Source organism: Saccharopolyspora rosea (assembly GCF_025643595.1).
GTDB lineage: Bacteria > Actinomycetota > Actinomycetes > Mycobacteriales > Pseudonocardiaceae > Saccharopolyspora > Saccharopolyspora rosea.
On the sequence record NZ_CP102826.1, the window covers coordinates 6,423,722 to 6,450,716 of the forward strand.

General features: G+C 71.3%; 27 protein-coding genes and 1 tRNA gene. 12 read left to right on the forward strand and 16 right to left on the reverse strand.

From position 1 onward, the window contains the following. Window positions 1-21 precede the first annotated feature (21 nt). Together NV263_RS29925 and NV263_RS29930 are read left to right on the forward strand one after the other, a co-directional pair. Window positions 22-92 (forward strand) — tRNA-Gly (locus NV263_RS29925). A 326-nt stretch (window positions 93-418) separates the two neighbouring features. After that, complete coding sequence (locus tag NV263_RS29930; RefSeq protein WP_263250166.1) at window positions 419-652, forward strand: hypothetical protein; 234 nt, start codon at window positions 419-421, stop codon at window positions 650-652. A 75-nt stretch (window positions 653-727) separates the two neighbouring features. Here NV263_RS29930 and NV263_RS29935 read toward each other — a convergent pair whose 3' ends face one another. Then, window positions 728-2,077 carry an MBL fold metallo-hydrolase gene (locus tag NV263_RS29935; protein ID WP_263254433.1) on the reverse strand — a complete coding sequence of 450 codons (1,350 nt, stop codon included), beginning with the start codon at window positions 2,075-2,077 and terminating at the stop codon, window positions 728-730. A gap of 195 nt (window positions 2,078-2,272) precedes the next feature. Between NV263_RS29935 and NV263_RS29940 the strand changes: the two genes are divergently transcribed. The 3 genes from NV263_RS29940 (at window position 2,273) to NV263_RS29950 (ending at window position 5,361) form a co-directional block, all read left to right on the forward strand. Beyond that, window positions 2,273-2,971, forward strand: coding sequence for a biliverdin-producing heme oxygenase (locus NV263_RS29940; protein WP_263250167.1), 699 nt, complete (start codon window positions 2,273-2,275; stop codon window positions 2,969-2,971). 162 nt (window positions 2,972-3,133) lie between these two features. Continuing rightward, complete coding sequence (locus NV263_RS29945) at window positions 3,134-4,978, forward strand: acyl-CoA dehydrogenase (protein ID WP_263250168.1); 1,845 nt, start codon at window positions 3,134-3,136, stop codon at window positions 4,976-4,978. Window positions 4,979-5,163: 185 nt separating this feature from the next. Beyond that, a complete protein-coding gene (locus NV263_RS29950; RefSeq protein ID WP_263250169.1) occupies window positions 5,164-5,361 on the forward strand; it encodes a PspC domain-containing protein in 198 nt (65 codons plus the stop codon). A gap of 60 nt (window positions 5,362-5,421) precedes the next feature. Here NV263_RS29950 and NV263_RS29955 read toward each other — a convergent pair whose 3' ends face one another. Genes NV263_RS29955 through NV263_RS29965 form a run of 3 tightly spaced genes read right to left on the reverse strand, consistent with a single transcriptional unit; the run spans window position 5,422 to window position 8,182 of the window. After that, entirely contained in the window at window positions 5,422-6,837 is a 1,416-nt protein-coding gene (locus NV263_RS29955; protein ID WP_263250170.1) for a M20/M25/M40 family metallo-hydrolase, read from the reverse strand. A 16-nt stretch (window positions 6,838-6,853) separates the two neighbouring features. Continuing rightward, window positions 6,854-7,486 carry a GOLPH3/VPS74 family protein gene (locus NV263_RS29960; RefSeq protein WP_263250171.1) on the reverse strand — a complete coding sequence of 211 codons (633 nt, stop codon included), beginning with the start codon at window positions 7,484-7,486 and terminating at the stop codon, window positions 6,854-6,856. Window positions 7,487-7,531: 45 nt separating this feature from the next. Further along, the gene (locus tag NV263_RS29965; RefSeq protein ID WP_263250172.1) at window positions 7,532-8,182 is read right to left on the reverse strand and encodes a GPP34 family phosphoprotein; all 651 of its coding nucleotides are present in this window, start codon (window positions 8,180-8,182) and stop codon (window positions 7,532-7,534) included. A gap of 342 nt (window positions 8,183-8,524) precedes the next feature. Between NV263_RS29965 and pdhA the strand changes: the two genes are divergently transcribed. Genes pdhA through NV263_RS29980 form a run of 3 tightly spaced genes read left to right on the forward strand, consistent with a single transcriptional unit; the run spans window position 8,525 to window position 12,125 of the window. Further along, entirely contained in the window at window positions 8,525-9,745 is a 1,221-nt protein-coding gene (gene pdhA, locus NV263_RS29970; RefSeq protein WP_263250173.1) for a pyruvate dehydrogenase (acetyl-transferring) E1 component subunit alpha, read from the forward strand. Then, a complete protein-coding gene (locus NV263_RS29975; RefSeq protein WP_263250174.1) occupies window positions 9,745-10,764 on the forward strand; it encodes an alpha-ketoacid dehydrogenase subunit beta in 1,020 nt (339 codons plus the stop codon). The genes pdhA and NV263_RS29975 overlap by 1 nt, the downstream gene beginning before the upstream one ends. An 11-nt stretch (window positions 10,765-10,775) precedes the next feature. Beyond that, window positions 10,776-12,125, forward strand: a complete 1,350-nt coding sequence (locus tag NV263_RS29980) for a dihydrolipoamide acetyltransferase family protein (RefSeq protein ID WP_263250175.1) — start codon at window positions 10,776-10,778, stop codon at window positions 12,123-12,125. Between the two features lie 48 nt (window positions 12,126-12,173). Here the strand turns inward: NV263_RS29980 and NV263_RS29985 are convergent, their stop codons facing one another. Then, complete coding sequence (locus tag NV263_RS29985; RefSeq protein ID WP_263250176.1) at window positions 12,174-12,647, reverse strand: pyridoxamine 5'-phosphate oxidase family protein; 474 nt, start codon at window positions 12,645-12,647, stop codon at window positions 12,174-12,176. Window positions 12,648-12,691: 44 nt separating this feature from the next. Next, window positions 12,692-12,898: a hypothetical protein gene (locus NV263_RS29990; RefSeq protein WP_263250177.1), complete on the reverse strand. Its 207-nt coding sequence runs from the start codon at window positions 12,896-12,898 to the stop codon at window positions 12,692-12,694. A 422-nt stretch (window positions 12,899-13,320) separates the two neighbouring features. Here NV263_RS29990 and NV263_RS29995 point away from each other — a divergent pair, with 422 nt between their 5' ends. Further along, window positions 13,321-13,518, forward strand: coding sequence for a hypothetical protein (locus tag NV263_RS29995; RefSeq protein WP_263250178.1), 198 nt, complete (start codon window positions 13,321-13,323; stop codon window positions 13,516-13,518). A gap of 400 nt (window positions 13,519-13,918) precedes the next feature. Here the strand turns inward: NV263_RS29995 and NV263_RS30000 are convergent, their stop codons facing one another. The 6 genes from NV263_RS30000 to NV263_RS30025 form a co-directional block, all read right to left on the reverse strand. Further along, on the reverse strand, window positions 13,919-14,530 hold the full coding sequence (locus NV263_RS30000) for a hypothetical protein (protein WP_263250179.1): 612 nt from the start codon (window positions 14,528-14,530) through the stop codon (window positions 13,919-13,921). 4 nt (window positions 14,531-14,534) lie between these two features. Beyond that, window positions 14,535-15,761 carry a WXG100 family type VII secretion target gene (locus NV263_RS30005; RefSeq protein ID WP_263250180.1) on the reverse strand — a complete coding sequence of 409 codons (1,227 nt, stop codon included), beginning with the start codon at window positions 15,759-15,761 and terminating at the stop codon, window positions 14,535-14,537. A gap of 14 nt (window positions 15,762-15,775) precedes the next feature. After that, the gene (locus NV263_RS30010; RefSeq protein WP_263250181.1) at window positions 15,776-16,048 is read right to left on the reverse strand and encodes a hypothetical protein; all 273 of its coding nucleotides are present in this window, start codon (window positions 16,046-16,048) and stop codon (window positions 15,776-15,778) included. 6 nt (window positions 16,049-16,054) lie between these two features. Continuing rightward, window positions 16,055-16,447 (reverse strand): SAV_915 family protein, encoded by a 393-nt coding sequence (locus tag NV263_RS30015; RefSeq protein ID WP_263250182.1) that lies wholly within the window; start codon window positions 16,445-16,447, stop codon window positions 16,055-16,057. Window positions 16,448-17,167: 720 nt separating this feature from the next. Beyond that, a complete protein-coding gene (locus tag NV263_RS30020; protein WP_263250183.1) occupies window positions 17,168-18,376 on the reverse strand; it encodes an acyl-CoA dehydrogenase family protein in 1,209 nt (402 codons plus the stop codon). Between the two features lie 18 nt (window positions 18,377-18,394). Beyond that, on the reverse strand, window positions 18,395-18,946 hold the full coding sequence (locus NV263_RS30025; protein WP_263250184.1) for an SCP2 sterol-binding domain-containing protein: 552 nt from the start codon (window positions 18,944-18,946) through the stop codon (window positions 18,395-18,397). A 140-nt stretch (window positions 18,947-19,086) separates the two neighbouring features. Here NV263_RS30025 and NV263_RS30030 point away from each other — a divergent pair, with 140 nt between their 5' ends. Then, window positions 19,087-19,746, forward strand: a complete 660-nt coding sequence (locus tag NV263_RS30030) for a TetR/AcrR family transcriptional regulator (protein WP_263250185.1) — start codon at window positions 19,087-19,089, stop codon at window positions 19,744-19,746. A 106-nt stretch (window positions 19,747-19,852) separates the two neighbouring features. On the opposite strand, the gene NV263_RS30035 is transcribed toward NV263_RS30030, so the two are convergent. Further along, on the reverse strand, window positions 19,853-20,665 hold the full coding sequence (locus tag NV263_RS30035) for a MaoC/PaaZ C-terminal domain-containing protein (protein WP_263250186.1): 813 nt from the start codon (window positions 20,663-20,665) through the stop codon (window positions 19,853-19,855). 14 nt (window positions 20,666-20,679) lie between these two features. After that, window positions 20,680-22,011, reverse strand: coding sequence for a 3-oxoacyl-ACP reductase (locus NV263_RS30040; protein WP_263250187.1), 1,332 nt, complete (start codon window positions 22,009-22,011; stop codon window positions 20,680-20,682). Between the two features lie 104 nt (window positions 22,012-22,115). On the opposite strand from NV263_RS30040, the gene NV263_RS30045 reads away from it, so the two are divergent. After that, on the forward strand, window positions 22,116-23,393 hold the full coding sequence (locus NV263_RS30045) for an acetyl-CoA C-acetyltransferase (protein ID WP_263250188.1): 1,278 nt from the start codon (window positions 22,116-22,118) through the stop codon (window positions 23,391-23,393). A gap of 85 nt (window positions 23,394-23,478) precedes the next feature. Here the strand turns inward: NV263_RS30045 and NV263_RS30050 are convergent, their stop codons facing one another. Continuing rightward, the gene (locus tag NV263_RS30050; RefSeq protein ID WP_263254435.1) at window positions 23,479-24,759 is read right to left on the reverse strand and encodes a CoA transferase; all 1,281 of its coding nucleotides are present in this window, start codon (window positions 24,757-24,759) and stop codon (window positions 23,479-23,481) included. Between the two features lie 161 nt (window positions 24,760-24,920). On the opposite strand from NV263_RS30050, the gene NV263_RS30055 reads away from it, so the two are divergent. Further along, window positions 24,921-26,153 (forward strand): MFS transporter, encoded by a 1,233-nt coding sequence (locus tag NV263_RS30055; protein ID WP_263250189.1) that lies wholly within the window; start codon window positions 24,921-24,923, stop codon window positions 26,151-26,153. Window positions 26,154-26,206: 53 nt separating this feature from the next. Here NV263_RS30055 and erm read toward each other — a convergent pair whose 3' ends face one another. Next, window positions 26,207-26,953 carry a 23S ribosomal RNA methyltransferase Erm gene (gene erm, locus NV263_RS30060; protein WP_263250190.1) on the reverse strand — a complete coding sequence of 249 codons (747 nt, stop codon included), beginning with the start codon at window positions 26,951-26,953 and terminating at the stop codon, window positions 26,207-26,209. Window positions 26,954-26,995 lie beyond the last annotated feature (42 nt).

Consider the following 26,995-nt stretch of genomic DNA (forward strand, 5'->3'; position numbering starts at 1 on the left):
GCGATCGCCGGAAACGGCGAGGCGGATGTAGTTCAATGGTAGAACATCAGCTTCCCAAGCTGAGAACGCGGGTTCGATTCCCGTCATCCGCTCAGACAGACGAAGGCCCAGGTCAGGAGCTTGATCCGCTCCGCCTGGGCCTTCGTCGTTCCTGGATCAACTCGGGGGGCTCGACAACATCCCGGCAACACCGACCTCAGCAGCCATTGGCCATCACCGACTCGGAAACGCCGGGCGCCGTCGACGAGTCGGGAAGCTCCACGTCGGACGTTCCCACTCCTGAGGGGTTCCCCTCCGCGCCATCGAGCCCGGCCGACCGGCTGAACGCACTCCGGCAAAGTCGACGTCGGGCGGATCTCTCCGCGCTTTCTCGGCGGTTCGCCGCCACGACACCGCACTGGGCAATGGAGATGTGACTTTGAAGAGGACGATTACCACCGCTGCCGTGTTCCTGGCCTGCGCCGCAGCGTCCGTCATGGGCGCGGGTGCGGCGATGGCCGAGACCTTCGTGACGCTCGGGGTGTACGACAACGGCGACGACTGCGCGGCGGCCATTCCGCAGGCGCGCAAGGACCACTCCGACGCGTACTCGATCTCGTGCTACGAGCGTCCCGGGGACCACAAGTACGAACTCCAGGCGTCGTACCAGTGAGGTAGCGAGAACCCCGTCGGAGGTGGCAGCGCGGGGCCGCGCCCCAGCTCGTTCCTGGACCGCCGAGAACGCGGGTCAGACGTCGGAGGCGACGGTGAGACCGATGTCGTGCGCCGAGTCGAAGTCGTCGTCGACGACGACCACGTCGTGGCCGTCGCGGGCGAGCAGGGACGCGGCGATGGTGGCGCGGTAGCCCGCGCTGCAGTGCACCCACACCGGAGCGGCGGTGAGCTCTGCGGTGGCCAGTTCGGGTAGCGGGACGTGGACGGCGCCGCGGAGGTGGCACTGCCGCCACTCGCGGCGCATCCGCACGTCCAGCACGGCCGGTTCCGGGTCGGCCAGGACCAGGTCGGCGAAGGTGGCCGTGGGCATCCGGTGGACCATGTCCGGTTCCAGCGCCAGTTCGTGCGGGCGGCCGACGGCCGCGGACAGCCGGTCGATGCCGATGCGCGCGAGTTCCCGGCGTCCGCCGGCCACCTGCTCCGGGGTCTCCCCGACGAGCGTCACCGGGACGTCGCGGCCGGCCAGCCAGCCCAACCAGGTCGCCAGCGGACCGTCCACGCCGAGGTTCACCGAACCGGCCAGGTGACCGCGGGTGAACTCGCGGCGCGGCCGCACGTCCACGACCCACTCGCCGTCGCGCAACCGGCGCGCGAGCTCCTCCGGGTCGACCGAGTCGGGCACCCGCAGGTCCACCGGTTCCGGACCGGCGGCGTTGCGGCGCGGCATCCGCGCGAAGTACGCGGGGAACGGGTCCAGGCCGGAGAGCAGGTGCTCGACGAACGCGTCCTCGTCGAGCTGGAAGGCGGGGTGGATCTTCTTCTGCTGGCCGACCGTCGCGCTCCGCCCGCCGACCGGGACCGAAGCGCAGAACCCGCCGAACCCGTGCGTCGGCCAGATCTCGGCGTCGTCGGGCAGGATCTCGGCGAGCTTGTGCAGCGACGCGTGCTGGCGGCGGGCCAGCTGCTCGCCGTGCTGCGGCCCGAGCAGATCGGTCCGGCCGCTCGTGCCGAACAGCAGCGAGCCACCGGTGAACGCACCGATCGCCCGCCCGTCCTCCTCCAACACGTAGCTCAGGTGGTGGAAGGTGTGGCCGGGCGTGTCCACCACCCGCAGCCGCAGCGCCGGGGACAACTCCACGACATCGCCCTCCACCAGCCGCCGACGCGGGAAGTCGACGGCCTCGGCGGCAGAGACGCCGTACTGCGCACCGGTGAGCCGGCAGAGCTCAAGACCGCCCGAGACGTAGTCGTTGTGGAGGTGGGTCTCCAGCACGTGCGTGAACCGGGCACCGCTGCGGCCCGCGACGCCGAACAGCCGGTCGACGTCGCGCTGGGGGTCCACCGCGGCCGCGACCTTCCCGTCTGTGACCAGGTAGCTGCGGTTTCCGAGCGACGGGGTCTCGACCACCTCGACTGCGACCATCACGCTCCCAACCCGGTGCTGCTGCCACCGAAACACCGCTGGGGGACGGGCGCAAACCGGTCCCCACGAGGCAATCCGAGCGCCCGCGGAGCGCATCCGGGTGAAACGCAGGCCACAGCGCGCCAGGTGTGGTCCGCGACCCCGACTTCGGATTAGGGTCACCTCAGTTTGGTGAGGCTAACCTTAGGAGTCGGAATGGCCACTGCCGAGCACCCCGTCCGCAGCGACTTCGCCCGACACCTCCGCGACCGCACCCGAGGAGAACACGCCCGAGCCGAGGCCGAACCGTTCGTGCGCGCGCTGCTGTCCGGGCAGCTGGACGTCGACGCGTACGCGATGCTGCTCGGCCAGTACTACTTCGCGTACGAGGTGCTCGAAGCCGCGGCCGACGCCATGCGCTGCGACCTCGTCGCCGGGCCTTTCGTCTCCGACCGGCTCCGGCGGCTCCCCGCGCTGGAGGCGGACCTGCACCACTACCTCGGGCCCGACTGGTACGAGGTCATCCGGCCCAGCGCGGAGACCGAGGACTACCGGTCCCGCCTGCGCGAGGTCTGCTTCGACTGGCCCGGCGGCTTCGTGGCGCACCACTACACCCGCTACCTCGCCGACCTGTCCGGCGGCCAGGCGATCCGGGCGGCCATGACCGCGCGGTGCGACGGCGCCGGGCCGAGCGACGACGGCGGCGGGCTGGCGTTCCTGACCTTCCCCGAGATCCCGCACCGGCCGCGCTTCCGGACCGCCTACCGGACGCTGCTGGACACCGCGGGCTGGGACGCCGCCGAGCAGGAGCGGATCGTCACCGAGGTCAAGCTCGCGTTCCGGCTCAACATCCGGGTGCTCGCCGAGCTGGGGCGCCGGCTGGCTCCGCCGATCCCGCGCCAACGGCGGGGCTGAATCCCCCGTCGGAGCGGTCGTGGCGGACGTTCGGGTCGGTTTCGCGACGGGTGCTCGACAGAAGTTACCGCCAGGTAATATCCTCTTGTTACCGACGAGTAAGGGCTCGGGCGTGGCGAGGAGCGGGCACGTCCGCAGCAGCGTGCAAGAGGGAGCCTTTCCATGGGCCACTACAAGAGCAACGTCCGCGACCTCGAATTCAACCTGTTCGAGGTCTTCAAGGTGCAGAACCAACTGGGCAAGGGCGCCTTCGAGCAGTCCGACGAGGACACCGTGCGGGGTGTGCTCACCGAGCTCAACGAGCTCGCCACCGGGCCGCTGGCCGAGTCCTTCGTCGAGGGCGACCGCAACCCCGCCCACTTCGATCCGCAGACGCACTCGGTGACGCTGCCCGAGGCGTTCAAGAAGTCCTACCGCCAGATCGTCGACGGCGAGTGGTGGCGGCTGAGCCTGCCCGACGAGCTGGGCGGCTACGGCATCCCGCCGACCGTGCAGTGGTCCGCCGCCGAGCTGGTGCTCGGCGCCAACCCGGCGATCTTCATGTACATGGCGGGCCCGAACTTCGCCACGATCCTGTGGCGCAACGGGACCGAGGAGCAGAAGCGCTGGGCGCAGCTGATGATCGACCGCGGCTGGGGCGCCACCATGGTGCTCACCGAGCCGGACGCGGGCTCGGACGTCGGCGCCGGACGCACCAAGGCCGTCAAGCAGGACGACGGCTCGTGGCACCTGGACGGCGTGAAGCGGTTCATCACCTCGGCCGACCAGGACATGACCGAGAACATCATGCACCTGGTGCTGGCCCGCCCCGAGGGGCCCGGCATCGAGAACAAGCCCGGCACCAAGGGGCTGAGCCTGTTCCTGGTGCCGAAGTTCCACTTCGACCCGGAGACCGGTGAGCCCGGCGAGCGCAACGGCGCCTTCGTCACCAACGTCGAGCACAAGATGGGCCTCAACGCCTCGGCCACCTGCGAGCTCACCTTCGGCCAGCACGGCGTGCCCGCCAAGGGCTGGCTGCTCGGCGAGGTGCACGACGGCATCGCGCAGATGTTCCAGGTCATCGAATACGCGCGGATGATGGTCGGGACCAAGGCCATCGGCACCATGTCGACCGGCTACCTCAACGCGCTGGACTACGCCAAGGAGCGCGTGCAGGGCGCCGACCTGACGCAGGCCACCGACAAGACCGCCCCGCGCGTCACGATCACCCACCACCCGGACGTCCGCCGGATCCTCATGCTGCAGAAGGCGTACGTCGAGGGCCTGCGCGCGGTGTACCTCTACACCGCGACGTTCCAGGACCAGGTGGCGCAGGCCAAGGCCGCGGGCGAGGACCACAGCACCGCCGACGCCGTCAACGACCTGCTGCTGCCGATCGTCAAGGGCGTCGGCTCCGAGCGGGCCTACGAGATGCTGGCGCTGGCGCTGCAGACCCTCGGCGGCTCCGGTTACCTGCAGGACTACCCGATCGAGCAGTACATCCGGGACGCCAAGATCGACAGCCTGTACGAGGGCACCACGGCGATCCAGGCGCAGGACTTCTTCTTCCGCAAGATCGTGCGCAACAACGGCGCCGCGCTGGGCCACGTCGCCGAGGAGATCCAGCGGTCGTTGCAGGCCGAGGGCTCCGACGACCGGCTCAAGGAGGAGCGCGCGCTGGTCGGCAAGGCCCTGGACGACGCGCAGGGCATGCTCGGCACCATGATCGGCCACCTGACCTCGGCGCAGGAGGACGTCAAGAACGTCTACAAGGTCGGGCAGCACGCCGTCACGCTGCTGCTGAGCATGGGCGACCTGCTCGTCGGCTGGCTGCTGCTGCGCCAGGCCGAGGTCGCGCTGGCCGCGCTCGACGCGGGCGCCTCCGCCAAGGACCAGCCGTTCTACCAGGGCAAGGTGGCCGCGGCCCGGTTCTTCGCGAAGAACGTGCTGCCCGAGCTGAAGTCCCGCCGCAAGATCGTGGAGGCGGCCGACAACTCGCTGATGGAGCTGGACGAAGCGGTGTTCTGACCATCGCGGACCTGGCCGCCACCTCTGGTCGCCGGTGGTGGTCCCCCACGGCGGTGCCCCGTCCCCGACGGGCACCGCCGTGGTGCGTTCCGGGGGCGCTGCGACCCTAGGTCGATCCGGGATCCGGGGATCGTCAGGGGCGGACCCCGAGGCGCACCGGTCGGGTTGGCAGGCAGCATCGGGGTATGACCGAGTACCGAACGCAGTCGTTGACCAAATCCCGGGACCGCGCGGTGATCGCCGGGGTGTGCGCGGGGCTCGCCGACCGGTTCGGCATGTCGCCGTTGACCGTGCGCGTGCTGTTCCTGCTCTCGTGCCTGCTGCCGGGGCCGCAGTTCCTGCTCTACATCGCGCTGTGGATCATCATCCCGAAGCGCTCGTAGTCACTCGGCGACCCCGGCTCGCCCGACCAGTCGGCCTCCTCGGCGGCCGGCGGGTGCCGGTCAGCGGTGGGCGTGCGCGTCGAGGACGTAGGAGATCGCCGTGGTGATCTTGGCGGCGAAGGGCAGGTGCAGCGACTCGTCCGGGACGTGCGCGTTGCTGTCCGGACCGAGCGCGCCGGTGACCACGAACTGGGCGTCCGGGTAGGCGTTGTGCAGCAGGCCCATGAACGGGATCGAGCCGCCGAGCCCCATCGTCCGCCAGCCCGCGCCGAAGACCTCGTCGCTGACCTGGTCGAGGGCCGTGCCGAGCCACGGGGCGAGTTCGGGGGCGTTCCAGCCCAGCCCCGACTCGGAATGCCCGAAGGTGACGCGGGCGCCGTACGGCACGTCGGTGGACAGGCGCTCCCGCACCGCCGCCAGCGCGGCCTCCGGGTCGGCGGTCGGCGGCAGCCGGAAGCTCAGCATCAGCGTGGTCGACGGGCGGAGCACGTTGCCCGCGTCGGCGGGCAGCGGCAGCCCGGCCGCGCCGGTCACCGACAGCGTGGGGCGCCAGGTGTTGTTCAACGCCAGCTCCGCCTCGTCCTCGACGACCGGGCGCAGCCCCTCCGGGAACGGCACGGAGCCGCGCACCAGGCCGGGGGCCGCGGCGACGGCGGAACGGGCCTCCTCGACGCGGTTCGGCGGGATCGCCACGTTCAACTCGGGAACCAGCACCTCGCCGGTCGCGGAGTCCTCCAGCCGGTCCAGCAGCTGCCGCATGATCCGGAAGGAGCTGGGCACGATGCCGCTGGCGGTGCCGGAGTGCTGGCCGCTGTCCAGCACGTGGACGGTCACCTCCAGCTGCACCAGCCCGCGCAGCGCCGTGGTCAGCCACAGCCGCTCGTAGTCGCCCGCGCCGGAGTCCAGGCACACCACCAGCGAGACGTCGCCGAGCCGGTCGGACAGGTGTTCCAGGTAGGCGGGCAGGTCGGGACTGCCGGACTCCTCGCCGGTCTCCAGCAGCACGACGCAGCGGGCGTGCGCCCCGCCGTGCTCGCGCACGGCCTCGATGGCGGTGATCGCCGCGTAGCCGGCGTAGCCGTCGTCGGCCGCGCCGCGGCCGTACAGCCGGTCGTCGCGGACGACCGGGGTCCACGGGCCGAGCCCGTCCGACCAGCCACCGACCGGCGGCTGCTTGTCCAGGTGCCCGTACAGCAGCACGGTCTCCTCCGGTGCACCGGAGGTCGCGGGCACGTCCACGAGCAGCAGCGGGGTGCGGCCGGGCAGGCGGACGACCTCGACGGCGGCGCCGGTGATGCCGCGCCCGGTGATCCACTCCCGGACGTGGTCGACGGCGGCGTCCAGGTACCCGGTGTCGACCCAGTCGGCGTCGAAGGCCGGGGAGACCGCCGGGATCCTGACCAGCTCGGACAGGCTCGGCAGGACGGCCTCGTCCCACATCCGTTCCACGGTTTTCGTCACGGCTACGCGATCCACGCCGCGATCCTATGCCTCAGCTCCCCCCGGTCGTGGCTGCCGTGGTCGCGGCGATCGCGCCTGCGGCCACGGCCGCCGCGGCGGACGCGACGACGGCTTCGACCGCGGCGCCGAGCTGCTCGCCCCGGCTGATCTGCTTGAGCCGCTTGAGCTCCTGCTTCGGCAATCGCCAGGTGCGGACCAGGCCGGTTGCGTGCGACAGGGCCGCCAGCAGCGCCGTGCGGTTGTCGACCTGCTGCTCACCACGCGCGACCGCGCGCAGCTCGCCGATGAGCGCTTCGCGGGCAGCAGTGTCCGGGTAGTAGCGGCGGTAGCCGATGCCCAGCAGCGACTTGCGTTCGCAGCGCATCAGCCCCCGCCGGACCAGCGACTCGCAGTGGGTCGTGCGCGTGCCGCGCCGGGACTGGATGAACCGCGCCGCGTCGACGCGCTTGTTCTTCGCCCCCGCGCGCCGGGCCAGCAGCGCCAGCGCGGTGTCGGCCCACTGCTCGCCGGTCGGGCTCGGGTCGACCAGCTGCAGCTTCCTGCCCTCGAAGCGGATCCGCCCGCGCAGCACCAGTTCGCCGAGTTCGGCGGCGCCGGTGTGGTACCCGCCGCCGTCCTTGTGCAGCAGGAGCACGAATTCCTCGGGGAGGCTCAGCTGGGTCATCGCCCGAGTATCGCCCGGAAGCGGGGCGCGCGGACCGCTTTCGCCTCACCCGGTCGCGACGGCGGCGGGAATGGTCGTGACCGCGACGAGCATCCCCGCGATGCGGGGGTCCACCCCGTCACCCAGCTCGCGGGCCGCCGCGATGGCCCGCATCCGGGTCACCTCGGCGTGCGCGAAGCCGAGCACGTGCACCAGGCCGGTGCGGTACACCAGCGCGCACAGCAGGGCGAGCCGGTCGTCGAGCGGGCGGTCGCCGCGCGCCGCCGCGCGCAGCTCCTCGATCAGCGCGTCCCGGTTGGGCCGGTCCGGGTGGTAGCGGTCGTCCGGGAACAGGCCGAGGAACCGGCGGCGCTCCCGCCGCAGCAGGCCGCGCTCGACGAGCACCTGGCGGTGCGTCCGGAACGCCCCGGTGCGGCTCTGCAGCCACACCCGCAGGTCGAGTTCGCCGTCCTCGCCGGCCCGGTCCCGGAACTCCGCCAGCATCCGGTCCATCCACGGCTGCCCGGTTCCGCTCCCGTCGACCAACCGGACCGCGCCACCGCGCACCTCGACGCGCCGCCGCAGCGCCAGCTCGGCGACCTCGGCGGCGACCGTGCCCAGCACCGGGCCGGCGGCGGTGTCGCAGGTGCCGTTGGGCCGGTGCACCAGCAGCACGAACTCGTCGGGCAGCGCGAGCAGGTTCGCGAACTCGGCCACGCTCCGAGTCTGGCGCATTTCCGCCGCGTGCCGCAGGTGCTCGCCGCGATGCTCCAAGTCGCGTTAGTCGGACCTCCATTGCTCTGATGACCTGCGGATTCTCCCGCCACCGCGCGTCACTACGGTGATCCGCGGGAAGGCCGTCGACCCGCACCGGGCCGGCGACGAATCCCTGTGGCAGGGCTCACGAAACCGGCGGGTTTCGTGCCAGGATGGCGGGGAGCGATCCAACCGCCGCGGTCGGACCCCGGGCGACCCACCAGGTCGCGAGGGCGTTCGGCCGTCGACTGCCGGACCACAACGCCACAAGCGAGTGGACCGGCGTGACACGAGGAGATCCGAATGTCCCCGGAACGATGGACGCGCCCCGGTGCTGCCGAAGGCACCTCCGGCCCCCCTGCCGCCACCGCAGCGAAACCCACACGGGAGCAGGTGATCGCCGGATTGCGGGCGACAAGTGAAGGCGGAGCAGACCTCGTCCAGCTCCTCACGCCAGAAGGTGAGCGGGTCCAGCACCCGGACTTCGACATCGACCTCGACGACGCGCAGCTGCGCGACCTGTACCGCGACATGGTGCTGGTCCGCCGCGCCGACCGGGAGGGCAACGCGCTCCAGCGGCAGGGCCAGCTGGGCATCTGGGTCCCGCTGCTGGGCCAGGAAGCCGCCCAGATCGGTGCGGGGCGCGCGCTGCGGGCGCAGGACATGGCCTTCCCGAGCTACCGGGAGCACGGCGTCGCGTGGTGCCGCGGCATCGACCCGACCGACCTGCTGGGCATCTTCCGCGGTACCGACCACGGCAGTTGGGACCCGGCCACGACCGGTTTCCACCTGTACACGATCGTCATCGGCAACCAGTGCCTGAACGCCACCGGCTACGCCATGGGCCAGCGCTTCGACGGCAAGGTCGGCGACCAGGACGGCGAAGCCACCATGGTGTTCTTCGGCGACGGCGCCACCAGCCAGGGCGACGTGCACGAGGCGATGGTGTGGTCGGCGGTCTACGACGCCCCGGTGGTCTTCTTCTGCCAGAACAACCAGTGGGCGATCTCCGAGCCCCTGGAGCGCCAGACCCGCGTCCCGCTGTACCGGCGCGCCGCCGGGTACGGCTTCCCGGGCATCCGGGTGGACGGCAACGACGTGCTCGCCAGCCTGGCGGTCTCCCGCTGGGCGCTCGACGAGTGCCGCAGCGGCAACGGCCCGGTGCTGATCGAGGCGTTCACCTACCGGATGGACGCGCACACCACGTCCGACGACCCGACCCGCTACCGGCTGGCCGACGAGATGGAGGCGTGGAAGCTCAAGGACCCGATCGAGCGGCTGCGGGTGCACCTGATCCGCGAACAGCTCGCCGACCAGGACTTCTTCGACCGCGTCGACGCCGAGGCCGACGAGCTGGCCGTGCGGCTGCGCGACTTCTGCTTCAACATGCCCGACCCGCCGCCGGAACGGATCTTCTCCGAGGTGTACGCCGAGGAGACCCCCCAGATCGCCGCCCAGCGCGAGGACTACCTGCGCTACCTCGCCGGGTTCGCCGACGACGCGATGGCCGGAGGTGTTCGCTGATGGCCGCCCCCACCCTGGAGCGCCCGACCGGAACGGCCGGGGCCACGCAGACCGTCACCCTCGCCAAGGCCCTCAACCTGGGGCTGCGCGCGTCGCTGGAACGCGACCCGAAGGTCCTGGTCATGGGCGAGGACGTGGGCAGGCTCGGCGGTGTCTTCCGGATCACCGACGGGCTGCAGAAGGACTTCGGCGAGCACCGCGTGCTGGACACCCCGCTGGCCGAGTCCGGGATCATCGGCACCGCCATCGGCCTGGCCATCCGCGGCTACCGGCCGGTGTGCGAGATCCAGTTCGACGGGTTCATCTTCCCCGGCTTCGACCAGATCATCTCCCAGCTGGCCAAGCTGCACTTCCGCAGCCAGGGCAAGGTCAAGATGCCGATCGTGGTGCGGGTGCCCTTCGGCGGCGGCATCGGTGCCGTGGAGCACCACTCGGAGTCCCCGGAGTCGCTGTTCGCGCACATCGGCGGGCTCAAGGTGGTGTCCTGCTCGAACCCGGTGGACGCCTACTGGATGATCCAGCAGGCCATCGAGTGCGACGACCCGGTGCTGTTCTTCGAGCCGAAGCGCCGCTACTACGAGAAGTCCGAGCTGGACACGACCGTCGACCCGGCACCGCTGTTCAGCTCGCGGGTGCTGCGCGGCGGCAGCTCGGCCACCGTGGCCGCCTACGGGCCGATGGTGCGCACCTGCCTGGACGCGGCGACCGCCGCCGAGGAGGACGGCATCGACCTGGAGGTCATCGACCTGCGCACGCTGTCGCCGCTGGACCTCGGCCCGGTCTTCGACTCGGTGCGCCGCACCGGACGGCTGGTGCTGGCCAGCGAGGCGCCCGGGGAGTCCTCGGTGACCTCGGAGATCGCCACCCAGGTGCAGCAGGAGTGCTTCTACTCGCTGGAGGCCCCGGTGCTGCGCGCGACCGGATTCGACACCCCGTACCCGCCGAGCAAGCTGGAGGAGGGCTACCTGCCCGACCTGGACCGGGTGCTCGACGTCGTCGACCGTTCGCTGGCGTACTGAGGGAGGCGTTCATGGCGATCAAGCACTTCCCGCTGCCCGACGTCGGCGAGGGGTTGACGGAGGCGGAGATCCTGGGCTGGAAGGTCGGGCCCGGCGACGAGGTGACGGTCAACCAGACCATCGTGGAGATCGAGACGGCCAAGGCGTCGGTCGAACTGCCCTGCCCGTGGGCGGGCCAGGTGCAGGAACTGCTCGTGCAGCCGGGGCAGACCGTCGAGGTGGGGACCCCGATCATCGCGATCGACCTGGCCTCGGCCGACGCCGAACCCGCCGCCGAGTCCGGCAAGATCGGCGAGGAGTCCAACGGGCGCATCGCCACGCTCGTCGGCTACGGCCCGCGCACGTCCAGCACCAAGCGCCGTCCGCGCAAGGCCGCCTCCGGCGGGGGCGCGGCCGCGGCGCAGCAGGCGTTGCAGGGCGCGATGCAGTCCGGTGGCGCAGCGCCGGTGGCGCCGCCGGAGGAGCCCGCCGCTCCACCGTCCAACGGCACGGCGGGCAACGGCGGTTTCGTGCCGCTGGCGAAGCCGCCGGTGCGCAAGCTGGCGAAGGATCTCGGCGTCGACCTGGGCGCGCTCACCGGCTCCGGCACCGGCGGCGTGATCACCCGGGACGACGTCCGGTCCGCCGCCGCGGTCGAGCCCGCGGCACCGGCGGCGCCGGGGGCCCGGGAACGGCGAGTGCCGATCCGCGGTGTCCGCAAGGCGACGGCGCAGGCCATGGTGGACAGCGCGTTCACCGCCCCGCACGTCACCGAGTTCCTGACCGTCGACGTGACGCCGATGATGCAGTTGCGGGAACGGCTCAAGTCGCACCCGGAGTTCCGGGACGTCAAGGTCACGCCGCTGGCGTTCGCCGCGAAGGCGGTGTGCCTGGCGGTGCGCCGCACCCCGGACGTCAACGCGACCTGGGACGAGGCGGCGGGCGAGATCGTCTACAAGGACTACGTGCACCTGGGCATCGCGGCCGCCACCGACCGCGGTCTCGTGGTGCCGAAGGTCCGGGACGCCGACGGCATGTCGCTGCGGCAGCTCGCCGAAGCGCTGGAACAGCTCACCACCACGGCCCGGGACGGCAAGACCTCCCCGGCCGACATGCTGGGCGGCACGTTCACCATCACCAACGTCGGCGTGTTCGGGGTCGACACCGGCACGCCGATCATCAACCCGGGCGAGTCGGCGATCCTCGCGGTCGGCGCGATCCGGGACATGCCGTGGGTGGTGGACGGCCAGGTGGTGCCGCGCAAGGTCTGCCAGCTCGCGCTGAGCTTCGACCACCGGGTGGTCGACGGCCAGCAGGGCTCGCAGTTCCTCGCCGACGTCGGCGCCCTGCTCTCCGACCCGAGCATGGCCATCACGTACTGACGCCGAACGACCGCGACGGCCCCTCCCCGGCGGGGAGGGGCCGTCGCGTCATGCCCGGTGGAAGGTCCGGATGCCCTCGGCCGGGCGCCAGAGCGTGATGACCAGGTGCGTCTGGTCGTCGGAGACCGCCGTGGTCACGGCCTCGGTGAGGTCGAGCCGGAACAGGTGCGAGTCCGGGCTCGGCGGCCGCACCTCCTCGACCCAGGCCCGCTGTTCGGCGCCGACGACCTCGACCGCCCGGCCGGAGATCTTGACGTCGCCGCCGCCCTCCATCGACCCGTCACCGGGGTTGACGTGCAACGCGAACCGCCCGTCCCGGCGCAGGTCGAGGGCCTTGCGCGCACTGGGCATCGACCCGATCACCAGGTCCGCGCCCCACCAGGACACCTCCGTACCGCTGACCCGCGGTGACCCGTCGTGCCGCACGGTGGCGAGCACGTGGTGCCGGAACGCCTGGAACCGCTCCCGGACGACCCCGGCCAGGTCCGGGGCCTCCGTTGCGAACTTCTCCCAAGTTGCCACCCGAGCAGGATGGCGGCGAACCCCGACAGAACGGGGCGGAGCGCTCAGCGCTCCTTGCGGCGTCGGCCGCCCCGGCGGGAGCCCGCCGACGAATCCGCGACCACGACCTCGTCCTTGACCGGTTCCTGCTCCTCGCGCAGGAAGTCGAACGCGTGCTGGTCGAAGTCGTGGATGTCGATGTTCGGGAGCTCGCCGAGCTCCTGCTGCAGTTCGCCGAAGATGGGGGTCTCCGGGTCAACGGTGGTCTTCACGGCTTCGCCCTCCCGTTTCACTCTCGCAGCCGCTCCCGACCCGCCCCGGGCGGTGCGCCCGCGACGGCTCCGGTCGCGCCGGGCCCTCCCCGCGGCCCGTCCGACGCGGACGGTGCCACGCCGGCCCTCCGCGTCGTGAGACGTCCACCGCCCCGGGCGATGGTGCGCCTCGAACCGACTTTCATCCGTTCGGACGAGTGTCGGTGGTGGACCTGCCCAATCTGAACAGGTGCCCAACCCACGGAATCCTGCACGTAACACGCTCAACATCGGGAGGCTTTGTGCAATTCCGCACCGTGGCGATCGCCACTCCGCCGACAGGGCGACATCACCTGGCCGTGCTAAATGGGGCGCGCCCGCCCGCCGCGCGCACGAAGATCCCGGCTTGCCGGGAGCCCCCCGGCGGAAAGGAGACAGGTTCCATGACAACCGGGAAGAACGCACTCGTCACCGCCGCGATCGGCCTCACCGCCCTGCTGGGCGCGGCCACGCCGGCGCTCGCCGCACCGTCGGCCACCGCGCACGAGTGCCTCCGCGCAGGCGGCCACGTCGTCCCCCTGCAGAACGGCATGCAGGTCTGCGTGGGCGGCTGGCTGCACAACGAGCTCCTCGAAGGCTGAGCCACCGGGCGCCTCCACGAGTGGAGGCGCCCTCGCCCACCCGGCGCGATCTACGACATCTTCGAGGGCACCGAGCAGGTCCAGCAGCTGGTCGTCGCCCGCGCCATCTCGGGCCGCCACATCGCCTGACGCGCGGCGACCGGCTTCCTCCGACTGATCGGGCCGGCCCGCTGGGGGCGCCCGGACATCCGGTTGTGGAAGTTTTCGGACGCGGCGGAACCTGGGGGCACCGACGTCAATTCATCGGACGTCGTGGGAGCCCTGGTGCCGGTGGAGTTCGATCCGCTCAGGTGCGGGGTTGGTTCCGACGTGCACGGGAGCAGCGCCCAAGAATCCGACGAGGAAGACGGCGATTGACTTCCGTGCGCTTGTCTGAGGCTGGATGCGATCGGCTGTCCGGCTACCGATCGCCGCTGGCGTTGCGGGCGTCGGCGGCAAGCTCAGGGAAAGCGTTCCTCAGCGCTGCGTTGGTCTTCGCGCCGTTGGCGACGGAGTGGCGGATGCCCAGGTAGACGTAGTCCCAGAGCCGGGGATTCGATTGGATCAGTCGTAGCGGGATTCCAATACCACCGTTGCGGTCGGTGAGCACCACTTCGTGGCTGAGCCCCTGCCCGCGTACCGCGTACTTGACGCTGATCAGTTCGTACGTGCGCACCCAATGGCCCTTGAACTGCACCCAGTCGGCGCCTGCTGTCAGCACGTCGGATCGTCCCTTGTAGACCAGGAACGCAAAGTACGGGATGAGGATCGCCCAGGTGAACCAGTAGGTGAGCGCTTCGAAACCGCTGTCGAGGATGAACACGACCAGCAGAAGCACGATCGGAATGGGCGCGGACAGCCACACGCTCCGCTTCGACTCCCGGTAGCACTCCAGGACCGGGCCCTGCCCTTCGGGCGGATCAGGGACCCGCGACGGCGTCTTCTCCGCTTCGCCTCCCCGATACTGGACCGGCACCGCGGGCGGACGTGGCTGACCGGTCTGCGAGTCCGGCCGTGGTGGCAGACCAGGCATGTTCTCACCTGCCAAAGCGGGCCTTCCTGTACTCGTCGGAGTTGTCGTTCGGGGAGTCGATGTGGTCGCCACTCAGATCCCGGTACAGGTCGTGGAGGTCGTTGTCCTGGAAATAGGACCATGCGGTTGCTGCGGCGAACCCAGCACCCAGACCGATTGCCGTCACCGGCCCGCCTGTCGCTCCCGCAGCGGCTGCGACGGCCTCGGCACCGGTGCTGACCGCAGTGCTGGCCCCGAGACCTCCAAAGTTGACCCAAATCGACTTCCCGATCGGTTTCCCCGCAAGGATGTCCTTACCCGTGAACCATGCGGCGGCAACAACGCCCACCACTGAGAACGCCTTACCCACGCTACGCAGCTGTCCTTCCTTGCTGCCGCCGAGCGTGGGGGTCAGTCGGCTGAACACGAGGTCACCTGCCCTGGTCCAACCTCCGTAGGCCAGCAACCTCGCGTTGCTGTTGGCCGCGCGGGCGTCCATGCCAGCGTTGGCCAGCAGGCGTTCCATGTTGGCTTCTCGTACTGCTGCGGGGAGCGTGCTGTCGGCGCTCCAGCGGGCGTAGTCGCTGGCGAATTTGAGTTCGGATGTAGCGTTCTGTGCCAGCGTGGTGGCGGTGCCGTGTGCGGTACCGGCGTAGGAGAGGCTGCGGGCGATCCAGGTCTGTGTGTCGGCGACTGTGTCGACGACGGTGTTGGATCCGTCCATGGCCTTGAGCAGTGACTTGTGGGCGGTGCGTTCCCGGCGGCGTTCCTCGTCCACCGTGGCTTCGATTTCGCGGAAGGCGTCGAGCTTGCGTTTCGCCTCGGCGTGTGCACCCGCGTTGGGATCGAGGCCGGGCATGTCTCCTCCGGCACCCTGCGGAGCGGTGTCGGACGCATCGCCGGGCGGCTGGTGGATCAGGGTGCCGGTGACCGTCAGTCCGGCTTCCCGGGCCGTTTGAAGGCATTGGTTCATGCGTTGGCGGACGGTGTCGATCTCGTCGGCGAAGAAGTCGAGTCCTGAACCTGCCCGGTCGGCTGCCCGAACGAGCTCGTCCACGTCCCGCCCCCTGCGGAAAATCTGCTCGCGGAACGTGTCGGCGGCTTCGCCTTCCCAGAACGACTCGGACACCGAACTGGCCTTGAGCGCCGAACTCGCGGCCTCATCCAGGGCCTGTGCCAGGCGCTTGAGGTACGCCGCGGCTTGACGGCACGAAGCCGGGTCGGCCTTCACGAGAACATCGATGTCGCCCATGGTCCCCCCAGATGTCAGCGCGGCTTGGGCATTCCGCCGGCACCGGCTCCGTCTGTGCGGTGGTACTCGGTCCCCGCGGCACGCACGTTGTCAGCGGATTCGTGGATCCCGTTGCTGACGCCCGCGGCAGCCAGCATGAGACGTCCGATGGCGTTTGCGACAAGACCCGTGGACTCTCCGGCGTTGGCCACTGGCGCCGGTCCCATGCGGTCCAGGGAGCTGACTCCGGCGTCCAGTCCTGCGGCGAGGCTTTCCATTTCGGCCGGGTTGTTGCGCATGTCCGCCATGCCCGCTTACTCCTCCCCCGTCTGTAGTTCAGACTCCGGTAGCGGGACGTCCTGGAGAATCACTTCCGCTTCCGTGTCCTCGGCGAGCTTGCGCACCGCGTTCCCTGGCACGCTGATCCACGCCTGTTGCTGCCCGCAACCCTCCACCAAGCGTTCCAGGCTGGTGTACGTGAGCAGGGCCAACGCACCGTCGGTGGTGCGTCGGAGCTCCACGCGTACTTGCTGGTGGGGCTGCTGTGGGTCTACCGAGGTGATCGGCTCGCAGGGCACGTAGACCTCCGCTGGCCAGTCAGCGGGATCCAGATCCGCTTCGGCGTCGTCCCGGTCCAGGTGCTCAGGGCTAATCACGTCAGGGGCGGAAGGCCCCGTGGTGTCGGCGCCGAATGTGTCTTCTGGCATCGGGTGGTGCGTCCTCCAAGACTGTCAGTGCCTGTCTTTGAACTCGTTGTGCGGGGCGGTGCCGGGAGCGGAACCTCAGCGGCCGTCTCGACTGCGGAAGCCCCTCCTGATGTATGCCCAATACACGGCGGAGGGGCTGTCCTCGCGAGACGACCGCTGAGAACCCGCGGCGGTGCCGGTTGCTTGCGTACTCACCGAAAGAGAAAGCGGCTCACGCCACTTACCACGCCCGTCGGAACCAAGTTCAAAGACAGGCACTCAGGTTGCCCGGGGAACCCTACCGACCGGTCGAAGGACGCGGCGGACGATTCTTGCGCAGAAGATCCACTATCGCCCGTACAGAGCAGTGAGCACGGGTGCGCTGAGGCACGCGGCGTTTGGGTGGTCGTCTCGGTACCCCGAGGGCCGGAAATAGCTGTAGACCTTGGGGCGTGGGCACAGCCTGCACCAGGGGGAGATACTTGCATTTTCGCCCAGCGATATCGAATAAAATGGCGAAATGTTGAACGCTCGGTTCAACAAGCTGGCTTGGGCTACAGCATTCCGAAGTGCTGGTCTCGAATACACCGAGGGACTGGACGAAATGCATGCCCTGCGCCACTTCTACGCCTCGGCGTTGCTAGCTCGCGGGGTATCTATCAAGGAACTTGCTGGGGCTCGCCGCGGCCGGGCCGCCGCCTGATCGGCTCACGGCCCAGCGACGGCCCAGCTCGGTGTTCGTCAGGCGATGTGTCGGCCCGAGATGGCTCTGGCCACCACCAGCTGCTGGATCTGCTCGGTGCCTTCGAAGATGTCGTAGATCTTGGCGTCGCGGTGCATGCGTTCGACGGGGAACTCGCGGGTGTAGCCGTTGCCGCCGAGGATCTGGATGGCGCGTTCGGTGGCCCAGGTGGCGACGCGGCCCGCCTTGAGCTTGGACATCGAGCCCTCGCCCGCCTCGAAGCCGCCGTTGCGGCCGAGCCAGGCGGCTCGCCAGACGAGGAGGCGGGCCGCGTCGATCTCCATGCGCATGTCGGCGAGAGTGAAGGCGATCGACTGGTTGTCGATGATGGGGCGGCCGAAGGTCTCGCGCTGCTGGGCGTACTCCAGTGCGGTCTCGTAGGCGGCTCGGGCGATGCCGACCGCCTGGGCGCCGACCGTCGGACGGGACAGCTCGAAGGTCCGCATCGCCGCCTGGCCGCTGGCCTTGGAGCCCTCGCGGGCGCGGGCCAGCTTCTCGTCCAGCTTCTCCTTGCCTCCCAGCAGGCAGCTGCCGGGGACGCGCACGTCGTCGAGGAAGACGTCCGCGGTGTGCGAGGCGCGCAGGCCGTGCTTGCGGATCTTGCTCGGCGACTCCAGCCCCGGCGTGCCGGGCGGGACGACGAACGCGGCCTGGCCGCGCGAACCCAGGTCGGGGTCGACGACGGCCTGGACCACGTGGACGTTGGCGATGCCGCCGTTGGTGGCCCACGCCTTCTGCCCGCTCAGCACCCACTCGTCCTTGGCCTCGTCGTAGACGGCGCGGGTGCGCATCGCCGCGACGTCGGAACCCGCGCCGGGCTCGGAGGAGCAGAAGGCGGCGACCTTCGGGTCGTCGACGTCGCCGTAGCACTGCGGCACCCACTCGGCGAGCTGGTCCGGGGTGCCCGCGGCGAAGATCCCCGCGACGGCGAGGGTGGTGCCGAAGATCGCCATGCCGATGCCGCCGTCACCCCAGAACAGCTCCTCGTTGGCGATCGGCAGTGACAGGCCGGTCTCGTCGGCCCAGAACGTGGCCAGCGTCTCGAAGCCGTAGAGACCGATCTTGGCCGCCTCCTGGATGATCGGCCACGGGGTCTCCTCGCGCTCGTCCCACTCGGCCGCGGCGGGCCGGATGGTCCTCTCGGCGAAGCCGCGCACCCAGTCGCGCAGTTCCTGATGTTCCTCGCTGAGTTCCAGGGAGAAGCTCACGCGGGCTCCTTCGACGCGTCAGGCTTTGGGTATCTGGAAGAGCTTGGTGAGACCGGCCGCGAACCCGAGGTCACCGGCGACCTTGAGCTTGCCCTTCATGAACAGCATCGGCGCCGAGGCGTTGCCGGAGGCGAGCTTGAGGAACTCGGCGGGCGCGACGGAGATCGTCACGCGCGGCTCGTGCTGCGGTTCCTTGTGGACGGTGCAGGTGCCGCCGGCGAGCACGCACTCGTAGCGCAGCAGGTCGTCCTCCGAGTCGCCGATCCGCCAGCGCACGACCGCCTCGGTGCGGCCCGCCTTGTCGGACTTGTAGTGTTCACCCATCCGCCGGAACACCTCGTCGAGGATGCGTTCGCGCAGCTCGGGACGGGCCATGACGGCCCCGATCTGGGCGTCGGAGGCGCGCGAGATCAGCCGGGCGAACTGCTCCGGGGTGAGCGCGCCGAGGTCGACGTCGGTGCCGTCCTCGGCGAGCTGGGAGGCGGCCTCCAGCAGCGCGACGAACTGCTCCTCGTCGACCTTCTTGGGATCGAGCTCGCCGAGCGCGGCGATCGGGTCGGGCTGGGCCATGACCACCTCCATTAACCTACTCGCGAGTAAGACTACGTTCGAGTAGGTTCGATGGCAAGGGCGCGTCCTCGCAGGACGTGGTGGAGCACGGCCGGGTGCGTGGAGAATGATCGCGTCCACCGCTGACGACGAGAGGCGAGATGCGGCCCGAGCGATCCGACCAGCCCCGCCCCCGATCCCGCCGGCTGCCGCGGGAGGTGCGCGAACGGCAGATCCTCGACGCCGCCGTCGAGGTCTTCGCCGCGCACGGCTTCCACACCGCGTCGATGGACGAGATCTCCGAGACCGCCGGGATCTCCAAACCGATGCTCTACGCCTACCTCGGCGCCAAGGACGAACTGTTCGTGGCCTGCATCCGCCGGGAGGCGACCCGGCTCATCGAGGAGATCGGCACCGCGGTGGAGGCCGGCCTGCGACCGGAGGAGCAGCTGTGGCGCGGGCTGCGGGTGTTCTTCGAGTACGTGCAGCGCAACCAGGCCGCCTGGACCGTCCTGCACCGGCAGGCCAACGCGCAGGGCGAACCGTTCGTCAGCGAGCTGGTCGAGTGGCGGGAGCGCGCGATGGGCCTGATCGCGCAGCTGCTGGCGCGCGCCACCGCCGACTCGGCGCAGCCGATGCAGCCCGAGCAGGTGGAGCCGTTCGCGGCGGCGCTGGTCGGCGCGTGCGAGGCGCTGGTCGACTGGTGGTTCGAGCACCCCGACCACACCGCCGACGGCATGGCGATGCGCCTGATGAACATGGTCTGGATGGGCTTCGGCAACCTCGTCGAGGGCCAGTCCTGGAGCCCGAAGCGCTCCTGACCCCGGGGCGGTTGCGCGCGGGGCCTCGCCCGTCGTTCGGCATCCGGAGGCCACGGGCGGGCGGCGCCAGCCGCTTTCGGGCGCACAACGAGCCCACGACAGGCTTTCAGCGGACCGCGCCGAGCAGGTGGGGTTTTCCGGAGCGGGAGAGCAGGGCGAAGTCTCGACCGTCGTGGTGGGCGCGGACCGTGAAGTCCACTGTGGAGGGAAGTGGCAGCGGCTTGCGGAACGCGACCTCGACCGCGCAGCGGTCCGGGAGGCGTTCGGCGAAGGCCGCCAGGCAGCGGGCCTTCGACCACATGCCGTGCGCGATGGCGCGCGGGAAGCCGAACGCCTTGGCGGGCAGGGCGCGCAGGTGGATCGGGTTGCGGTCGCCGGACACCGCCGCGTAGCGGCGGCCGGTGTCGGCGGGAACCCGCCAGGTCGCCGTCGGCTCACCGGCGTCGACCTCCTCCAGCCCCGGCGCCGCCGCGTCCGAAGTGGACGGTCCGCGGCGCAGGTAGGTGCTGATCTCGCGCCACACCACCTCGCCGCCCGCGCTGGTCTCGGTGACCACGTCGAACTGCCGCCCCTTCGGGTGCGGGCGCAGGTTCGCCAGCCGCACCCGCTGGGTCAGCCGCTCGGTCACCAGCAGCGGGCGCTCCCGGTGGATCACGTTCGTCACGTGCACCAGCCCGACCAGCGGGAACGGGAACTCCCGCGCGGTCATCAGCCGCACCGACAGCGGGAAGGACAGCACGTGCGGATAGGTGATCGGCAGTTCGTCGCGCAGGCCGAAGCCGCACACCCGGGCGTAGTCGGCCAGGTGGTCGGCATCGACGTCCACCTCGCTCACCTGCTCGCCCACCGGCAGCCGGTCGCCGCGGCGCAGCGGTGCCGTCAGCACCGCCTTGGCGTACAGCGCGGACAGGTCGTGCATTCCTCGTCCTCCTCTCACGCGCCGAGCAGGCTCTGGCCGCAGACGCGGACCACGTTGCCGTTCACCCCGGCCGACGCGGGGTTGGCGAACCAGGCGATCGTCTCGGCCACGTCGACCGGCAGACCGCCCTGCCGCAGGCTGTTCATCCGGCGGCCCGCCTCCCGCACGACCAGCGGGATCGCGGCGGTCATCGAGGTCTCGACGAAGCCCGGCGCCACCGCGTTGATCGTGGCGCCCCGTCGCGCGGCCGTCGGGGCGGTGGCCTGCACCAGGCCGATCACCCCGGCCTTGGAGGCGGCGTAGTTGGCCTGGCCGACGTTGCCCGCGATCCCGCTCATCGAGGCGACTCCGACGATGCGGCCGCCGGGGCGCAGCGGGGAGTCGTCGGCGAGCAACCGCTCGTTGATGCGCTCCTGCGCGGTCAGGTTGACGCCGATGACCGCGTCCCACTGCTGCCCGGTCATCTTGCCGATGGTCTTGTCCCGGGTGATGCCCGCGTTGTTCACCACCACGTCGACGCCGCCGTGCCGCTCGGCGAGGTGGTCGGTGATCCGCTGCGGCGCGTCGTCCGCGGTGATGTCGAGCTGCAACGTGGAACCGCCGATGCGGTTGGCGACCGCCGCGAGGTCGCCGCCCTGCGCGGGCACGTCCAGGCACACCACGTGCGCACCGTCGCGCGCCAGGGTTTCCGCGATGGCCGCGCCGATGCCCCGCGACGCGCCGGTGACCAGCGCGACCCGGTCCCGCAGCGGGTGTTCCCAGTCGACCTCGGGCACCTCGGCGGCCCCGATCCGCACGACCTGGCCGGAGACGTACGCGGACTTCGCCGACAGCAGGAAGCGCAGCGTCGAGCCGAGGTCCGCGGCCTCCGAGGCGTACACGAGCTGCGCGGTGGCGCCGTGCTTGAGCTCCTTGCCCGCGGTGCGCACGAAACCCTCCAGCGCGCGCTGCGCGACGGACGCGCGCGGGTCGGCGGCCTGCTCGGGCGGGGTGCCGAGCACGATGAGCCGACCGCACCGGGCGGTCCGGCGGATCGCCGGGCCGAAGAACTCGTGCAGCGCGCGCAGCTGTTCGCCCGCGGTGATGCCGGTCGCGTCGAACACGAGCGCGGCGTAGCGCTCGTCCTCGACCGGGGTGCGGTGGACCTGGGCGTCGACCTCGCCGAGCAGTTCGGCGACCGCGTCGCCCAACCGGCCGCCGGGGGCGGACCCGACCAGGACCGGGCCGGTGACGACCGGGTCACCGGGGCGGTGCCGCCGCAGCGGGGTCGGGGCGGGCAGGCCGAGCCGCCTGGTGATCACCCGCCCCAGCGGGGAGGAGGTGAACTGCTGGTACCGGTCGGTCATACGACACTCCTGCGATGTCTCGGCGAGCGCTCGACGCGTAAGCTACCCGCCGGTAGGTTAGAGGGCCCGGGCAGTACCGCGCCAGGAGTTTGCGAGGAGTCAGCATGGTCAGCGTTCGGCGGGTCGCGATCATCGGCGGCAACCGGATCCCCTTCGCGCGGTCCGGTGGCCCGTACGCGCAGGCGTCCAACCAGGACATGCTCACCGCCGCGCTGGACGGGCTGATCGCCCGGTTCGGGTTGCAGGGCGAGCGCGTCGGCGAGTTCGTCGCGGGCGCCGTGCTCAAGCACAGCCGGGACTTCAACCTGGCGCGGGAGACCGTGCTGGGCTCCCGCCTCGACCCGCGCACCCCGGCCCACGACGTGCAGATGGCCTGCGCGACCGGGCTGGAGTCGGTCGTGTCGGTGGCCAACAAGATCGCGCTCGGCCAGCTCGACTCCGGCATCGCCGGTGGCGTGGACTCCGCCAGCGACGCGCCGATCGGGCTCAACGACGACCTGCGCCGGGTCCTGCTGCGCGCCAACCACGCCCGGAGCACCGGCGGACGCCTCCGGGCGCTGACCGCGCTCCGCCCGCACCACGTGGTGCCCGAGATCCCGCGCAACGCCGAGCCGCGCACCGGGCTGTCGATGGGCGAGCACGCCGCGAAGACCGCGCTGGCCTGGGAGATCGACCGCGAGTCGCAGGACGAGCTGGCCGCGCGCAGCCACCAGCGGCTCGCCGCCGCCTACGAACGCGGGTTCTTCGACGACCTGGTCACCTCCTACCTCGGGCTCGGCCGGGACCAGAACCTCCGGCCGGACAGCACCGCCGACAAGCTCGCGAAGCTCAAGCCGGTGTTCGGCCGCGGCGAGGGCGCGACCATGACGGCGGGCAACTCGACCCCGCTGTCCGACGGCGCGTCCACCGTGCTGCTGGCCAGCGAGGAGTGGGCGCAGCAGCGGCGACTGCCGGTGCTGGCCTACCTCGGCGACGTCGTCTCCGGCGCGGTCGACCACGTCAGCGGCGACGAGGGGCTGCTGATGGCCCCGGCGTACGCGGTGCCGAAGCTGCTGGACCGCACCGGGTTGTCGCTCGGCGACTTCGACTTCTACGAAGTGCACGAGGCGTTCGCCTCGCAGGTGCTGGCGACGCTGCGGGCCTGGCAGGACCCGGAGTTCTGCAAGACCCGGCTGGGCCTGGACGCGCCGCTGGGCGAGATCGACCCGGCGAGGCTGAACGTCAACGGCTCGTCGCTGGCCGCCGGGCACCCGTTCGCCGCGACGGGCGGCCGCATCGTGGCGACCCTGGCCAAGCTGCTGGCCGAGAAGGGTTCCGGTCGCGGCCTGATCTCCGTGTGCGCGGCGGGCGGCCAGGGCATGACGGCGGTGCTGGAGCGCTGAGAGCCGGTCTTCCCACCTGGCACCGGGCGGCGGCCTCCGCAGCCCGCACCGCCACGCACCAGAGCCCGGGACAGGCCCTGCGGCATCACCAGGTCGGCTCGTCGGCGCCGTAGGCGGGCGGGCGCTGCCAGCGCAGCGGGCGGCCGTCGACCCGGCCGGGCGGGGCGACCGCCGTGACGTCGCCGATCCGCACCAGCCACGGCGCCGGGTCGGTGGCCCGCTCGCGCGGTGCCGTGCGCGGCTGGCCGAGCAGCCAGTGCGCGGTGCGGGCCAGCGACAGCTCGCGCACCCACGTGCCGCCCTCGGCGGCCTGGCGGCGGAGGCCGTCGAGCACGGCCGCGGCGCAGAGGTAGCCGGTCCCGTGGTCGAGCAGCTGGCACGGCAGCGCACCCGGCCGTTCGCCGTCCGGGGACTCCACTATGGACACTCCGGAGGCCGCCTGGACGATGCTGTCGAAACCGCGCCGGTCGCCCCACGGCCCGGTGTTCCCCCACGCGGAGAGCGAGACGACGACCAGTCCCGGGTGGCGTTCGGCGAGTTCCTCCGCGCCGAGCCCGAACCGGTCGAGCGCACCCGGGCGGTAGCCGTGCACTAGCACGTCCGCGCCGTCGAGGAGTTCGCGCAGCCGGGCCAGGCCGTCCGGGGTCCGGGCGTCGAGCACCGCGCTGCGCTTGCCCAGCAGCGCGTCCTGGCTGCCCGGTCGCTCCGGGCGGTGCGGCGGGTCGAGGCGCAGGACGTCCGCACCGAGCGCCCCCAGGTACCGGGTGCACACCGGACCGGCGATGACCCTGGTCAGGTCCAGCACGCGAACCGGTTCCCGCCCGGCGCGCGGCGCGGCGTCGCCGATCCGCCGCGTACCGACGAGCGGTCGGACGGCCACCGCCCGACCCGGCCCTTCGGCGGCCCACTGCTGTGGAGTCCGCACCGCCGCCGCGATGCCACCCGCGGCGACGACGCGGTCCTCCACCTCGCGCGACGGGGTGCGCCCGAGCACCGATTCCACTGCGGACTCGTCGGCGTCCAGCGCGCGCAGCAGCGCTTCGCGGTGCCAGGGGTAGTTGCCGTGGGTGCGGACCCAACCGTCCGCCGCTCGCCAGAAGCGCGACAGCGGTGCGAACGTCGACCCGGCGACCTCCCCGCCGACCCGCAGGTGCGCCTCGCTGCGCATCGCGGCGGCGAGGTGCCCGGTGTCGAGCCGGACCCGGCGGCCGGTCGCGAGCAGCGCCGCGCCGACGCACGCGATCGCGAGGTCCTCGACCGGCAACCGGGCCGGCAGGTGCCCCGGCTCGCCCACCACGTCCAGCTCGTCCGGATCCCGTTCGATCCCGATCGCCTCGCACGCCTCCGAGACCAACCGCCGCCACATCACGCGCCGATTCTGCCGCGGTCGGCCCCCGCTGTGGCCGCACTCGCGCGGATTGAAACGTTTTGCCCGGTGAGCTGGCTCATGCCGGGTTGGGCGGACCGGGCAAACAAGTTAGCATTGCAAACGAACTTGTCCGATTCGTTACGAGGGGTGGCGGGCCGATGAGCGGCTCCGGGCACGACGTGCGGTTGTTCGACGTGTTCAAGGGACAGCCCAAGGCCGTGTGGATCACCGCGTTCGCGGCCGTGATCGCGTTCATGGGAATCGGCCTGGTGGACCCGATCCTGCTGTCCATCGCCGAGGCGTTGAAGGCCGGTCCCGAGCAGGTCACGTTGCTGTTCTCGTCGTACCTCGGCGTGCAGGTCGTGGCGATGCTCATCACCGGTGCGTTCAGCGCGCGGTTCGGCCCCAAGCGGACGGTGGTCACCGGGTTGGTGCTGATCGTGGTGGCGACCCTGCTGTGCGCGCTGGCCGGGTCGATCGGGCAGCTGGTGGCGCTGCGCGCGGTGTGGGGACTCGGCAACGCGTTCTTCATCGCCACCGCGCTGTCGGTGATCGTCGGTGCCGCCAGCGGCGGCCAGCAGGCGGCGGTGCTGCTCTACGAGGCCGCGCTGGGCATCGGGCTGTCGACCGGACCGCTGCTCGGTGCGCTGCTGGGCAACATCTCCTGGCGCGGGCCGTTCGCCGGAACCGCCGTGCTGATGGCCATCGCGCTGATCCTGTCCGCCGGGTTCCTGCCCAAGGACGGCGACCGCGCCCAGCGGCAGAAGATCCGCCTCGCCGATCCGCTGCGGGCGCTGCGGCACGGCGGCCTGCTGCGAGTGTCGGTCGGTTCCGCCTTCTACACCGCCTCGTTCTTCATCGTGCTGGCGTGGGCGCCGTTCGTGCTGGAGTTCGGCGCGATCGCGGTCGGCCTGGTGTTCTTCGGCTGGGGTCTGTGCGTGGCCTTCGCCGGCGTGACGCTCGCGCCGAAGCTCGCCGCCCGGTTCGGCGAGATCGGCGGGACCGTGCTCGCCGTGGTGATCTACGCGGTGCTGCTGGCGCTCATGGCCGTGGGCTCCAAGCCGGTCGTGGTCGTCGCGGTGGTCCTCAGCGGACTGGCGTCCGGCCTGCTCAACACCCTGTTCACCGGGTCGGCGATGAGCATCAGCGGTGCGCCCCGGCCAGTGGCCAGCGCCGGCTACAACTTCTGCCGCTGGCTGGGCGGCGCGGTGGCCGCGACGCTGGTCGGCCACGTCGCCTCGTGGCTCGGCTTCAAGCAGTCGCCGTTCGCCGTCGGGGCCGTGCTCTGCCTCGTCGCCGCCCTGCTGCTGGCGCTGGAGATGCGCAGCAGCAAGAACGCGAACGAGCGCGAACTGCCCACCGAGGCCGCCCTGGTCGGCGAGGAGTTCTGAGCGCTCCCGGCGACGCGGCGGGCCCCTCCGGCTCGGAGGTGCCCGCCGCTTCGTCAGAGCGATCCGACGTACAACCGTGCCCAGTCCTCCGGGCGCAGGTCGCGCGGCAGTGCGCCGCGGGGCACGTCCCGCGGACGCCTGCCGGTCAGATTGCCGACGATCTCGGCGATCCCGCGCCCGCGTCCGGTGAACACCGCGGCGACGAACCGCTGGTAGCGGTCCACCTCCCGGTGCGGCAGCAGCGGACGCGGCCGTCGGCGGATGTGCAGCAGCCCGCCGTCCACCGCCGGGACCGGGCGGAACGACTCGGCGGAAACCCTGCCGTGCAGCCGGAAGTCGAACCACGGCGCCCACTGGGCGCCGAGCATCGTGCCGCCCTGCGCCCGCTTGCGCGCCACCTCCCACTGGAGCAGCAGCGCCGCCTCCGACCAACCGGAGGTGGCGAGCAGCCGCCTGGTCATCGTCGCGGTGATGGCGAAGGGCAGGTTCCCGGCGATGACGTGCCGGGCGGCCGGGAAGCGGAACCGGCGCATGTCGCACCGGACCACGTGCACGTCGGGGAAGGTGCGCCGGAGCCGTTCCGCCCAGTGCGGATCCAGCTCGACGGCGGTCACCGGGCGTCCGGTCGCGACGAGGTGCCGGGTGAGCGCGCCGGTTCCGGCGCCCAGTTCGACGACGGGCGCGTCCTCCGCCGGGTCGAGCACGGCGGCCACGCGCTGGGCGATGTCGTTGCGGACGAGGAAGTTCTGGCCGAGTTCGCGGCGCGCGCGATCGCGCGCCGTCGTACGGCGTTGCGGCATTGGGTGCTCCCGCGTAGGTGGGCCGATCGGAACCGGACCCGC